Below are 12,882 nucleotides of genomic sequence, written 5' to 3' on the forward strand. Positions count from 1 at the left end.
CGATGCGCAGACCCAGGTCAACGCGCTGGCTGCCCGCCTCGGCGAGCTGCAGGCGCAGGCCACCCGGCTCAACGCCCTGGGTGAGCGCCTGACCCAGATGGGCAAGCTGGAAGACGGCGAGTTCGACTTCCAGGAAACCCCGGGTATGGGTGAAGGCGAGCCTGGCCCGACCCAGGATATCCCGGTCAGCGCGGTAAACAGCGACTTACAGGTGCTGGAGCAGCGGTTTGCTGCTTCAGGCAAGCAGTTGTCGGTGATGGAATCGCTGCTGTTCGACCACCAGCTCGAGCAGAACGCCGTGCCCTCGCGCATGCCGATCCGCAACACCTACATCACTTCCAGCTTCGGCGGCCGTGCTGACCCGTTCGGCCGCGGCGTGGGCAACCACAAGGGCATGGACTTCCACGCCCGTGTCGGCGACCCGGTGCTGGCCGTGGCTGACGGCGTGGTCAGCTTCTCCGGGGTGAAGGGCGGTTACGGCAACGTGGTCGAGATCGACCATGGCAACGGCTACAAGACCCTGTACGCACATAATTCGCGCCTGACCGTGCGTGAGGGCGGGCTGGTACGCGCCGGCCAGGAAGTGGCCAAGGCTGGTTCCACCGGCCGCTCCACCGGTGCCCACGTGCATTTCGAGGTGTGGCAGAACGGCGTGGTGATGAACCCGCGCAAATTCCTCGGCGAGGGTGGTAACACCCCGGTTGGCCGTCTCAGCCGTGGCTGATCGGGAGCAACAGGTCAGCTCAGGCTGACTTGTTGCGGGGAGCTTGAAACCCAAGCGTCCGCCCCAAGCTACAATAGGCGTTGCCATCGACAGGGCGCATTGCGCCCTGTTTCGTTTGTGACCGGTGAACCCAGGGGGTGAGCCAGGTCGCACGGCATTTCATTCAAACCGGTTCCTTCAATGATCAACAGCCTGCTTACCCGCGTTTTTGGCAGCCGTAACGAGCGCCAGCTTCGCCAGCTCAACCGTATCGTCGCCAAGATCAATGCCTTGGAACCGGAGATGCAGAAGCTCTCCGATGACCAGCTGAAGGCCAAGACCCCCGAGTTCCGTGAGCGCATCGCCGCCGGCGAAGCCCTGGACAAGGTGCTGCCGGAAGCCTTTGCGGTCTGCCGCGAAGCCTCCAGGCGTGTGCTGGGCATGCGTCATTACGACGTCCAGCTGATCGGCGGCATGGTCCTGCATCTGGGCAAGATCGCCGAAATGCGTACCGGTGAAGGCAAGACCCTGGTGGCTACGCTGCCGGTCTACCTCAACGCGCTGGAAGGCAAGGGCGTCCACGTGGTCACGGTCAACGACTACCTGGCCCGTCGCGACGCTGCGCAGATGGGCAAGCTCTACAACTGGCTGGGCCTGAGTGTCGGCGTGGTCTATCCGGGCATGCCGCACAGCGACAAGCGCGAAGCCTACGGCAGCGACATCACCTACGGCACCAACAACGAATTCGGCTTCGATTACCTGCGTGACAACATGGCGCTGACCCGCGCCGACCGTTACCAGCGCGGCCTGCATTACGCCATCGTCGACGAAGTCGACTCCATCCTGATCGATGAAGCGCGTACCCCGCTGATCATCTCCGGTCCGGCCGATGATTCCCCCGAGCTGTACATCCGTGTCAACCGCGTGGTGCCGGGTCTGATCAAGCAGGAGGTCGAGGACGGCGAGGGCGACTATTGGGTCGATGAGAAGGGCAAGCAGGTGTTCCTGTCCGAAGCCGGCATGGAACACGCCGAAGAGTTGCTGCGCGAAGCCGGCATCATCGGCGCGGACAACGACAACGGCCTGTACGCCGCGCAGAACCTGACCGTCGTCCACCACCTCAACGCCGCCCTGCGTGCGCACGCCATCTACCAGCGTGACGTGGACTACATCGTGCGCGATGGCGAAGTGGTCATCGTCGACGAATTCACCGGCCGTACCCTGGCCGGCCGCCGCTGGTCCGACGGCCTGCACCAGGCGGTGGAAGCGAAGGAAGGCGTGCCGGTCCAGCGTGAGAACCAGACGCTGGCCAGCATCACCTTCCAGAACCTGTTCCGCATGTACAAGAAGCTGTCCGGCATGACCGGTACGGCCGATACCGAAGCGTTCGAGTTCCAGAGCATCTACGGCCTGGAAGTGTTGGTCATCCCGACCAACAAGCCGACCGTGCGCAAGGATTACCCGGACCAGGTGTTCCTCAACCGCAAGGGCAAGTTCAACGCGGTGCTGGCGGACATCGAGGAATGCGCCAAGCGCGGCCAGCCGGTGCTGGTGGGTACGACCTCGATCGAAACCTCGGAAATGCTGTCCGAGCACCTGCGCAAGGCGGGCGTGAAGCACGAAGTGCTCAACGCCAAGCAGCATGATCGCGAAGCGACCATCGTCGCCAATGCTGGCCGTCCGGGCTCGGTCACCATCGCCACCAACATGGCCGGCCGTGGTACCGACATCGTGCTCGGCGGCTCGCTGGAAACCGAACTGCACGAGCTGGGTGAAGACATCAGCGAGGAGCAGAAGGCCGCAGTGAAGGCGGCATGGCAGGAACGTCACGAAGCCGTCAAGGCGGCTGGCGGCCTGCACATCGTCGGCACCGAGCGCCACGAATCGCGTCGTATCGACAACCAGCTGCGCGGCCGTTCCGGCCGTCAGGGTGACCCGGGTTCGTCCCGTTTCTACCTGTCGCTGGAAGACAACCTGATGCGCATCTTCGCCTCTGACTGGGTGCAGAAGGCGATGCGCATGATGGGCATGAAGGAAGACGACGTCATCGAAGACCGCATGGTCAGCCGGCAGATCGAGAAGGCACAGCGCAAGGTTGAAGCGCACAACTTCGACATCCGCAAGAACCTGCTCGACTTCGACGACGTCAACAACGACCAGCGCAAGGTGATCTACGGCCAGCGCGATGAGCTGCTGGACGCCGAGTCGGTGAAGGAAAATATCGACGGCATCCGCGGCGACGTGATCTATGACCTGGTCTCCCGTTTCGTGCCGCCGAACTCGGTGGACGAACAGTGGGACCTGCAGGGCCTGCAGGCCACGCTGGAAGGCGAGTTCGGCGTGGAGATGGACGTGGTTGGCCTGGTCAAGGCGCACGAGGAACTGGACGCCGAGGCGATCGTGCAGAAGGTCATCGACCGCATGGACGAGCACTTCGCGCAGAAGGAAGCAGCGGTTGGTGCCGAGACCATGCGCGCACTGGAAAAGCACGTGATGCTGACCGTGCTCGACCAGAGCTGGAAGGAGCACCTGGCCCGCATGGATTACCTGCGCCAGGGCATCTACCTGCGCGGTTATGCGCAGAAGCAGCCCAAGCAGGAATACAAGAAGGAAGCCTTCGAGCTGTTCTCGGAAATGCTGGAGAACGTCAAGCGCGAAGTGATCACCATGCTGTCGCGTGTGCGCGTGCGCAGCGAGGAAGAAGTACTGGCGATGGAGCAGCTGGAGCGCCAGCAGGCCGAAGCACGTCTGCAGATGTCGCAGTTCCAGCACCAGGACAACGGCGGCTACAGTGCCGACGAGGAAGCGGCGGACGTGCTCGACGAGGCCAACGCGCCCAAGGTCGGCCGCAACGACCCCTGTCCGTGCGGCAGTGGCAAGAAGTACAAGCACTGCCACGGCCAACTGAACTGATGAAAAGCCCCGCGATTGCGGGGCTTTTTTTGGCATTGCCCCTGTAGTGCCGAGCCATGCTCGGCAGGGGCTTCACCGGTAAGGCCCCTGCCGAGCATGGCTCGGCACTACCGTCAGCCTGGATTTGCAGGAGCGGCGTAAGCCACGAAGCCGATGCCCTGTCCGATGCATCGCCGGTGAGGCCCCTGCCGAGCATGGCTCGGCACTACCGTCAGCCTGGCTTTTGCAGGAGCGGCGTAAGCCGCGAAGCCGATCCCCTGTCCGATGCATCGCCGGTGAGGCCCCTGCCGAGCGTGGCTCGGCACTACAGTCAGCCTGGTTTTTGTAGGAGCGGCGTAAGCCGCGAAGCCGATGACCTGTCCGATGCATCGCCGGTGAGGCCCTTGCCGAGCATGGCTCGGCACTACAGGTGATCACCATGTAGGAGCGGCGTAAGCCGCGAAGCCGATGACCTGTCCGATGCATCGCCGGTGGGGCCCCTGCCGAGCATGGCTCGGCACTACAGTCAGCCTGGCTTTTGTAGGAGCGGCGTCAGCCGCGAAGCCGGGTTCCCGGCCAGGCCGGCCATCTCTGCACTCTGATGGTGCGCCAGCTTCGCGGCTGACGCCGCTCCTGCAAAATGGCGCCGTTCCGGTATGGCTGCACCGCATCGAACGATTGCACCGACCGGCCTGTTTTCGGCATGCTCAGTCCATGACATCCCCTTCACGCTCGATCCACGTCGTGGCCGCCGTCATCACCGACGCGCGCGGTCGCATCCTGCTCAACCGCCGCACCGGCGACAGCGACATGGCTGGCCTATGGGAGTTTCCCGGTGGCAAGCGCGAACCCGGTGAGACCTCGGAACAGGCCCTGATCCGCGAATTGCGCGAGGAACTGGGGATCGAGGCCGAGGTAGGCGAATGGGTAATGGACGTTCCACAGATCTACCCGGACAAGCGCCTGCGCCTGGAAGTGCGCCGCGTGCAGCATTGGAAAGGCACCGCGCGTGGCCGTGAAGGCCAGGCCATCACCTGGGTGGCGCCGGACAAACTCTCGCGCTACTCGATGCCGCCGGCCGATCTGCCGGTGGTGGCGGCGCTGCGCCAGCCGGGCCAGTACCTGATCACCCCGGAGCCCACCGACGGCGACGAGGCCTGGTTGGCGTCGATCGAGGCCGCCATCGCCGGTGGCATCCGGCGCGTGCAGCTGCGTACGCCGATGGCAGCACAGCGTCAGGCATTGGCCAAGGCCGTGGTCGAGCGCTTTGGCAAGCAGGTCGAGGTGCTGGTCAATCGCGACATCGCCCTGGCCAGTGAACTGGGTGTTGGTGTGCATCTGGGCAGCGAGCAGGTGCTGCAGCTGCAGGCGCGGCCCTTGCCGGAGTCGTTGCTGGTGGCGGCATCCTGCCACGACCTGGCTCAACTGCAGGCAGCACAGCGGTTGGGTTGTGACTTCGCGGTGCTTGGGCCGGTGCAGCCCACGGCCAGCCATCCAGGCGTTGCGGGCCTGGGCTGGGATGCATTCGTGGAGCTGCGCGAGCAGGTCTCACTGCCGATCTATGCGATTGGCGGGATGGGCGCTGGCGATGTCGAAACCGCGCGCCGGCATGGGGCACTTGGCGTTGCCGCGATTCGCGCGCTATGGCCGTCGTGCTGAGCAGATGACGGCAGCGGGCAAGCCGCTTACAGCGTGATCCAGAAACAATTGTATTGGCGGCGCAGATGCAGGATGGTCCGGGTCGGCGTGGCGCTGCGCGGCAAGGTCTGCTCCAGGCGCAGGGCAATCGGTCGACGCGGGCCGGTGCGGACATTGGTGATCACGTGTACCTCCGGATCGGCGCCGCTGCTGGCGGCCTGCGCAGGATCCACCGGCGTGCCGTCGGTATAGGTGAACGGTTCGGTGGGCGCGGGAACATAGGCTGGTTCCTCGGGGAATACCGGCGCGATGTCGATCAGCGGCCGCTGCACGATCTCATCCAGCCTGTCCATGACCCGGGTCGCGGCTGCGTTTGAGAGGCCGTTCCACAGATAAATGCCTGACAGGCGATTGGGGTCGCGTGCATCGGCGGCGGACTGGATCTGTGCGACCAGCTCGCTGAGCCGGCGCGCACAGCTGTCGCGGTACAGGCCACTGCTGCCCAGCGCACGCGTATTGGGCAACAGGCGGGCGCGTGCCCCCATGGCGTCGCAGGGCTTGTCACCGTAAACGGTTTGTCCCTGTGCGTTGGTACAGCGGTTGATCTGCTGTGCAGGCGCGTCGAACGCCGCCAAGGCAGGGCAGGTCAGCAACAGGAGTAACAGCAGGCGCATCGGCCAAGGGTAGCGGTTGCCCGGGCGCGCAGGAAGTGATGGATGCTCAGCCGCGACCGAGCCGCTCCAGCACCGCATTGGTCGGCTTGGCCAGGTTGAGCGTGTAGAAATGCAGCGAGGGTGCACCGCCTGCGATCAGACGTTCGCACAGGCCGGCAACCACGTCGGCGCCGAAGCTGCGCACCGATTCGGCATCGTCACCATACGCCTGCATGCGCTTGCTGACCCAGCGCGGGATCTCGGCCCCGCATTGCTCGGAAAAACGACGCAACTGGCTGAAGTTGGAGATCGGCATGACGCCGGGAATGATCGGAACTTCCACGCCAAGCTGCCGCGCTGCGTCGACGAAGTGGAAGTAAGCGTCGGCGTTGTAGAAATACTGGGTGATGGCGGCGTCGGCACCGGCATCGATCTTGGCCTTGAAATGGCGCAGGTCGCTCAGCGCGTCGCTGGCTTGCGGGTGGGTCTCCGGATAGGCGCCCACCTCGATGCGGAAGGCATCGCCATGCTCTGCACGAATGAAGGCGATGAGCTCGGAGGCATAACGCAGGTCCCCGGGGAAGCCCATGCCCGAAGGCAGGTCACCGCGCAGGGCGACGATGCGCTTCACCCCGATGGCGCGATACAGCTTCAGCAGCTCGCGGATCTCCTCGCGGGTACCGCCGACGCAGGACAGATGGGGGGCTGCCTGCAGGCCATGGTGCTGGTTGAGGTGGCGCACGGTCTCGGAGGTGTAACTCAGCGTCGAGCCACCCGCACCGAAGGTGCACGATACGTATTCCGGCGCATGGCCTTTGAGCTTGGCGGCGGTACGGTCCAGCTGGGCACGCTGGTCATCGGTCTTGGGCGGGTAGAACTCGAAGCTGAGCGCGGTCATCGGGAGCGGCCGGGGTCTGACGGGATGCGGGCCATTATATCTCTCCATCAAGATGGATATGCAATTGTTTCAGGCGAGACTTGGGCAGCCGCGGGATTTTCAGTGCGCCTGGCTGGCGGGGCGCTGTGGCAGCAGGGCGATGCAGGTCACGATGGCCAGCAGCAGCACGCTGCTGCCCACATACCGGCTCAGGGCAAGGCCGCCATGATCCAGGGGCTTGTCGAGGAAGTCGCCGACTACTGCGCCCAGTGGGCGGGTCAGGATGAAAGCTGACCAGAACAGCGCGGTGCGGGAGATACGGGTGCGCAAGTACAGCACCGCAACCAGCGCCAGCAGCCCGGCAAACACGGCGATGCCGCCGGTATAGCCAAGCCCTTGGGTATCCGCGGCCCAGTCGCCCAATGCCGTGCCCAGGGTTTGCGAGAAGGTGATGGTCAGCCAGTAGAACAGTTCGCTGCGCGAGGAGTTGATCCGGCTGACCGAGATACTGCCGGTGCTGCGCTGCCAGACGAACAGCGTGCTCAACAACAAGGCGAGCAGCAGCGTGGTGCCACCGCTATAGCCGATGCCCAGCGAACGGTCGACGTAGTCAGCCAGGGTGGTGCCGACGGTGGTGCTGGCGATGATGGCGAACCAGTACACCCAGGGCCGGAAGCGGGGCGAGCGGATCTGGACGAACACCGCCACCGCGAACACCGTGGCGAACAACAGCGTGCCGACAAGGTAGCCGAGGTCCATCGACATGGTGACGGCATCCCCGCCGACCTCGCCCAGGGTGGTGGCAAGGATCTTGATGATCCAGAAGCCCAGCGTGATGGCGGGGACTTTGCTGAGTGATTCGGTCGGCGACATGGCAGTCATCTACGCGGGAGTGCAGCCACTGTCGGTGGGCGGTTGTCGGAGTTGCGTCGTAGCCATGTGTTCGTTGAGCGTGGAGTTCATTGCGGCGCGCAGCCGTTCGCCGCTAGTGAGGGCTGCGGGGTTGGCCCCCTCCCTTTGCCGCAGGCAAGGGGAGGGTTGGGGAGGGGTGCTTTTGCTGCTAGGTGTTGCTCTTGGCTTTTGGCCTCCGGCACTTCGCTTGAGCGCAGAATCAGAAGCACCAAGCCAGAACCATTTGCAGGTTGAGCTTCCTGCGCAGAGCCCCCCTCCCCAACCCTCCCCTGCGCCTTCGGCGCAAGGGAGGGGGCAAGGCATTTGCCGCTTTCGGCATCTCAGTGAACGGAAACTATCCTGCGGCCATGCCGGTTCTGGCAGCAACACCCAACCAGCAAGAACCACGCCCGGCTTAACGTCCGGTTTGCGATCATCGAGCGCCAACGCCATCCCGGCGACGCTGCAACCGGAAAACCACCATGACTGCATCCAGCGCCATCCGCCGCGACGTCGGCCCCATCGCCCTGATGCTCACCGGCCTGGGCTCGATCATTGGCTCAGGGTGGTTGTTTGGCGCCTGGCGCGCCGCCGGCCTGGCCGGGCCCGGTGCGATCTGGGCATGGGTACTGGGTGCGGCCATCATCCTCACCATCGCCCTGACCTACGCAGAGCTGGGCGCGATGTTTCCCGAGTCCGGTGGCATGGTGCGCTACAGCCATTACTCGCACGGTTCGCTGGTCGGCTTCATCGCTGCCTGGGCCAACTGGATCGCCATCGTCTCGGTGATTCCGGTCGAGGCCGAAGCCTCGGTGCAGTACATGGCATCGTGGCCCTGGCAATGGGCGCAGGACATGTATGTGCAACAGCCAGGCGGAATGGGGGAGCTCAGCCATGCCGGCCTGCTGATCGCCGCAGTGCTGGTGGTCGTCTATTTCCTGATCAACTTCTGGAGCGTCAAGCTGTTCGCACACTCCAACAGCGCCATCACCCTGTTCAAGCTGATCGTGCCGACGTTGACCGGTGTGGCCCTGATCGCCAGCGGGTTCCATGCCGAAAACTTCTCGGTTGGGTTGAAGGGGCCGGGTACGCCGACCCTGGACTTCTCCGCCATCCTCACCGCTATTGCTACTGCTGGCATTGTTTTCAGCTTCAATGGCTTCCAGAGCCCGGTGAATCTGGCGGGTGAAGCGCGCAACCCCGGCCGCAGCATTCCGTTCGCGGTAGTTGGCTCGATCCTGCTGGCGGCAGTGATCTATGTGCTGCTGCAGGTGGCCTACATCGGCGCGGTACCCAGCCAGATGCTGGCCGAGCACGGTTGGCATGGCATCGACTTCCGTTCACCGTTTGCCCAGTTGGCCTTGATCCTCAACCTGCATTGGCTGGCAATGCTGTTGTACGTGGATGCCTTTGTCAGCCCCAGCGGCACCGGCATGACGTATACCGCCACCACCGCGCGCATGATCTACGGCATGCAGCAGAACGGAACGGCCCCCAGGGTGTTGGGCAACATCCATCCGCGTTGGGGCGTACCGCGCCCGGCGATGTGGTTGAACCTGGCGGTGTCGTTCCTGTTCCTGTTCTTCTTCCGCGGCTGGGGCACGCTGGCGGCGGTGATCTCGGTGGCCACCGTCATTTCGTACATGACCGGTCCGATCAGCGTGATGTCGCTGCGCCGCACCGCACCCAGCCTGCATCGCCCGTTGCGGGTGGTCGCGCTGCCGATACTGGCGGGCGTGGCCTTCGTGATGGCTACCGAGCTGTTGTACTGGGCGCGCTGGCCACTGACCGGCGAGATCATCCTGCTGATGGTGGTAGCACTGCCCATCTACGTGTATGACCAGCGCAAGATTGGTTGGCATGATTTCCGCCGCCAGCTGAAAGGCGCGCTATGGCTGATCTGCTACCTGCCGCTGCTGGCGCTGGTGTCGTGGGCAGGCAGTACGGCGTTTGGCGGTGCCGGTTACCTCGGTTACGGCTGGGATCTGCTGCTGGTGGCGGTGATCGGCGTCGTGTTCTATCTATGGGGCGTCAACTCCGGCTGGCGCACCCCTTCGATGGATGTCGCCGAGCACGAGGCGCAAGCGCACGCCTGAGCCAGGCAGCGAATGCCCGCTGCTTGCGCAGGTGTCGGGAGGCGATGGTTCCGGTCTACGTGCTGATCGCCGACAATGTCGCCATCCTTTGTTGGAAGCGATGATGTCCATCTACTTGACGCCGTTTGCACGTACCCGCTTGTTCCCGCGCACGCCACGCGCCAACACCATCCAGGACTGCAGCGCTGAGGAATTCGAGCAGTACTTGAATGCGCATGCTGCCGACAAGGTGCTCGATGGCTATGCGCCGTTCTGCAAGCTGCATGTCTACAGGAACTGGACCAGCACCCGCTGCCTGACCGTACCGGTCACCGAGCAGAATCGGCACCTGCTGCGTTCCGGCTACGAGGCGCGCAGCCGCGAGGAGCTGCCGGTGCTGGTGCGTTGGTTCGAGGGTGTGGAACCGGCGGTGGCCGAGTATCTGGTGGTCATCCTCTATAGCCGCGAGCAGCTGCAGAAAGAAGGTTCGCCGATCGATGCCGATTGGGGCGTGGTGGGCTGTCTGTATACCGCCACTGCCGAAGAGATCCCGATGGCGCCGATCACCATGATGCGCAATGCATTGGGGGTTGAAGAAGGCGGGTCTGGTGTGCCGATTGACCGTGCGGCCTACGCGCGTGCGGTGGAGTTCTGGGGCGCCAATGCAAACTGGCGCTGATTCGCTACGCAGCGCTGCGGAAAGAAAAGGCATCGTTGCCATCAGTCGCTGGCATCTGCTGCTGGCGATGCTGGTGTTCGTGATGGAGGTGTTCATCGCCACGCGTCTGCCGCATGTGTCCTGGGTGCGTGCTTATCTTGGCGATGTTCTTGTTGTGGTGTTGCTCTACGCAATGATCCGTAGCCTGCTGCGCATCAACGACTACCTGGTTCTGTGGGTGGTGTTCGTGTTCGCCTGCGGCATCGAGTTCGCCCAGTATTTCCGTGTCGCCGAACGTCTTGGCTACGTACGTGGCGACGTGATGTACACGGTGATCGGCAATACTTTTTCATGGGGCGATATCGCCTGCTATGCGGCAGGGTGCGCGGCAACAGGTCTCATCGTGCGTCTAACGCGTGGATTTTTGCGCATTCATCGCTGAACTCAACGTTTTTGCTTTCTGCACGGATCACCGTGCACGCGTCTTTAACAAGCCTTAACAGCTGTTCGCGTAAAATACGCCGGCTAAGCATCTTTCAGCGATTACGCACAGGCGCCCTGTCTGTTGATGCTCGGACAGCCGGCACTACGCCTTACCGGGATGATCCCGGTTTTTTCTGTCCCTGACCGTTCCCGTGGCTTTGTCGCGGGGCATTCCTTCGTGCGCATCACGGCCTGCGCGAACTCATGCAAGCCAAGGCCAAGCGTGCAATCAACTCAGTAACGGGAGGACTGGTCCTGTCATGTCTACAGGTGAATCCACTATCCGCAATGAGCCGCTTCAAATCGAGGACATCACCGTCATCGATAAGGCAAAAGTAAAGAAAGCAGTCACTGCCGCCGCGTTGGGTAACGCGATGGAGTGGTTCGATTTTGGTGTGTACGGTTTTGTCGCCTATGCCCTGGGCAAGGTGTTCTTTCCCGAGGCCTCGCCCAGCGTGCAGACCATCGCTGCGTTGGCGACATTCTCGGTGCCGTTCCTGGTGCGTCCGCTGGGCGGCGTGTTCTTTGGGGTCATGGGGGACAAATTCGGCCGGCAGAAGGTGCTGTCGGCAACCATCATCCTGATGGCGGTCAGTACCTTCTGCATCGGCCTGATTCCGTCGTACGAGAGCATCGGCATACTCGCGCCCATCCTGTTGCTGCTATGCAAGTTGGCGCAGGGCTTCTCCGTTGGTGGTGAGTACACCGGTGCCGCGGTGTTCGTGGCCGAGTTTGCGCCGGACAGGCGCCGCGGCTTTCTGAGCAGCTGGTTGGACTTCGGTTCGATCATTGGGTTTGTCTCCGGTGCCGGCGTGGTGGTGTTGCTCAGCAGCATCGTGGGCGAAGCGCGGTTCCTGGAGTGGGGCTGGCGGATTCCGTTCTTCCTCGCCGCACCGCTGGGCTTGATCGGCCTGTACCTGCGCCACGCGGCGGAAGAAACCCCGGCCTTCACCGAGCAGCTGGAGCGCATGGAGAAGGAGGACCAGGATGCCGTCGGCAGCGCGCCACGGATATCCTTCAAGGAAATCGTCAGCAAGTACTGGCGTTCGCTGCTGATCTGCGTCGGCATCGTGCTGGTCACCAACGTGACCTACTACATGTTGCTGACCTACATGCCCACCTACCTGTCGCACAACCTGCATTACTCCGAGGACCACGGCGTGCTGATCATCATCGTGGTGATGGTGGGCATGTTGTTCGTGCAGCCGTTCGTCGGCATGGCCAGTGACCGTATCGGGCGCCGGCCATTCATCGCTGCAGGCAGCATCGGTCTGCTGGTCGCCGCGATCCCGGCGTTTCATCTCATTACCAGCGGCAACACCGGTTGGATCTTCGTTGGCCTGTTGTTGTTGGCCGTGTTGCTGAACTGCCTGATCGGGGTGATGGCTTCCACTTTGCCGGCGATGTTCCCCACCCGCGTGCGTTACAGCGCGTTGGCCAGCGCGTTCAACATCTCGGTGATCATCGCCGGCGTGACCCCGACACTTGCGGCCTGGTTGGTGGAGACCACCGGTGATCTGATGATGCCGGCGTACTACCTGATGGTGGTTGCGGTGATTGGCCTGATCACCGCCTACTTCATGCACGAGACGGCCAGCAAGCCGATGCGCGGCGATACACCGAATGCATCAAGCCGTCGCGAGGCGCGCGAGCTGCTGCAGGAGCAGTACGATCATATCGAAGCAAGCGTTGATGACCTGGACGTAGAGATCAACGACATGCAGGACAAGCTTGCCGACCTGGAACGCCGCAAGCAGGCGTTGATCGACCGTCATCCGGATCTGGTCTGATCAGCCTCGTCCCTTGCACCGAAGGTGCAGGGGGCGGCTTTTGCCCGTGTAGAGCCGAGCCATGCTCGGCTGGGGCCCTGCCAGGAAAGCTTTTGCCGAGCATGGCTCGGCACTACCGCTTTTCTCCCTCCCTTTCGCGCAGCGAAGGGGAGGGTTGGGGAGGGGATGGCTTTTGCCCGTGTAGAGCCGAGCCATGCTCGGCTGGGGCCCTGCCAGGAAAGC

General features: G+C 63.3%; 10 protein-coding genes. 7 read left to right on the plus strand and 3 right to left on the minus strand.

Annotated features, from left to right (window positions below; genetic code table 11):
• From RT131_RS13845 to RT131_RS13855, 3 genes are all read left to right on the plus strand, one after another.
• Positions 1 to 724: M23 family metallopeptidase (locus RT131_RS13845; protein WP_313173387.1), on the plus strand; the 724-nt coding region annotated here is incomplete at its 5' end.
• A gap of 180 nt (positions 725 to 904) precedes the next feature.
• A complete protein-coding gene (gene secA / locus RT131_RS13850) occupies positions 905 to 3,616 on the plus strand; it encodes a preprotein translocase subunit SecA (protein WP_313173388.1) in 2,712 nt (903 codons plus the stop codon).
• A 693-nt stretch (positions 3,617 to 4,309) separates the two neighbouring features.
• Positions 4,310 to 5,254 carry a Nudix family hydrolase gene (locus RT131_RS13855; protein WP_313173389.1) on the plus strand — a complete coding sequence of 315 codons (945 nt, stop codon included), beginning with the start codon at positions 4,310 to 4,312 and terminating at the stop codon, positions 5,252 to 5,254.
• 26 nt (positions 5,255 to 5,280) lie between these two features.
• Here the strand turns inward: RT131_RS13855 and RT131_RS13860 are convergent, their stop codons facing one another.
• The 3 genes from RT131_RS13860 to RT131_RS13870 form a co-directional block, all read right to left on the minus strand.
• Positions 5,281 to 5,907 carry a DUF4124 domain-containing protein gene (locus tag RT131_RS13860; RefSeq protein ID WP_313173390.1) on the minus strand — a complete coding sequence of 209 codons (627 nt, stop codon included), beginning with the start codon at positions 5,905 to 5,907 and terminating at the stop codon, positions 5,281 to 5,283.
• 46 nt (positions 5,908 to 5,953) lie between these two features.
• Positions 5,954 to 6,784, minus strand: coding sequence for a methylenetetrahydrofolate reductase [NAD(P)H] (metF, locus tag RT131_RS13865; RefSeq protein ID WP_313173391.1), 831 nt, complete (start codon positions 6,782 to 6,784; stop codon positions 5,954 to 5,956).
• A gap of 99 nt (positions 6,785 to 6,883) precedes the next feature.
• Positions 6,884 to 7,636: a hypothetical protein gene (locus tag RT131_RS13870; protein WP_313173392.1), complete on the minus strand. Its 753-nt coding sequence runs from the start codon at positions 7,634 to 7,636 to the stop codon at positions 6,884 to 6,886.
• 500 nt (positions 7,637 to 8,136) lie between these two features.
• Between RT131_RS13870 and RT131_RS13875 the strand changes: the two genes are divergently transcribed.
• From RT131_RS13875 to proP, 4 genes are all read left to right on the plus strand, one after another.
• Complete coding sequence (locus tag RT131_RS13875; protein ID WP_313173393.1) at positions 8,137 to 9,750, plus strand: APC family permease; 1,614 nt, start codon at positions 8,137 to 8,139, stop codon at positions 9,748 to 9,750.
• 103 nt (positions 9,751 to 9,853) lie between these two features.
• Positions 9,854 to 10,408: a DUF3228 family protein gene (locus tag RT131_RS13880; protein WP_313173394.1), complete on the plus strand. Its 555-nt coding sequence runs from the start codon at positions 9,854 to 9,856 to the stop codon at positions 10,406 to 10,408.
• Positions 10,392 to 10,829, plus strand: a complete 438-nt coding sequence (locus tag RT131_RS13885) for a DUF2809 domain-containing protein (protein ID WP_313173395.1) — start codon at positions 10,392 to 10,394, stop codon at positions 10,827 to 10,829. Before RT131_RS13880 ends, RT131_RS13885 begins: the two co-directional genes overlap by 17 nt.
• Before the next feature lie 301 nt (positions 10,830 to 11,130).
• Positions 11,131 to 12,660, plus strand: coding sequence for a glycine betaine/L-proline transporter ProP (gene proP, locus RT131_RS13890; RefSeq protein ID WP_313173396.1), 1,530 nt, complete (start codon positions 11,131 to 11,133; stop codon positions 12,658 to 12,660).
• Positions 12,661 to 12,882: the final 222 nt, after the last annotated feature.

The organism is Stenotrophomonas sp. (assembly GCF_032066555.1).
Classification (GTDB): domain Bacteria; phylum Pseudomonadota; class Gammaproteobacteria; order Xanthomonadales; family Xanthomonadaceae; genus Stenotrophomonas.

Coding starts and splice junctions, on each gene's coding strand:
- secA (WP_313173388.1), top strand. CDS start 905: ATGATCAACAGCCTGCTTACCCGCGTTTTTGGCAGCCGTAACGAGCGC.
- RT131_RS13855 (WP_313173389.1), top strand. CDS start 4,310: ATGACATCCCCTTCACGCTCGATCCACGTCGTGGCCGCCGTCATCACC.
- RT131_RS13860 (WP_313173390.1), bottom strand. CDS start 5,907: ATGCGCCTGCTGTTACTCCTGTTGCTGACCTGCCCTGCCTTGGCGGCG.
- metF (WP_313173391.1), bottom strand. CDS start 6,784: ATGACCGCGCTCAGCTTCGAGTTCTACCCGCCCAAGACCGATGACCAG.
- RT131_RS13870 (WP_313173392.1), bottom strand. CDS start 7,636: ATGTCGCCGACCGAATCACTCAGCAAAGTCCCCGCCATCACGCTGGGC.
- RT131_RS13875 (WP_313173393.1), top strand. CDS start 8,137: ATGACTGCATCCAGCGCCATCCGCCGCGACGTCGGCCCCATCGCCCTG.
- RT131_RS13880 (WP_313173394.1), top strand. CDS start 9,854: ATGTCCATCTACTTGACGCCGTTTGCACGTACCCGCTTGTTCCCGCGC.
- RT131_RS13885 (WP_313173395.1), top strand. CDS start 10,392: ATGCAAACTGGCGCTGATTCGCTACGCAGCGCTGCGGAAAGAAAAGGC.
- proP (WP_313173396.1), top strand. CDS start 11,131: ATGTCTACAGGTGAATCCACTATCCGCAATGAGCCGCTTCAAATCGAG.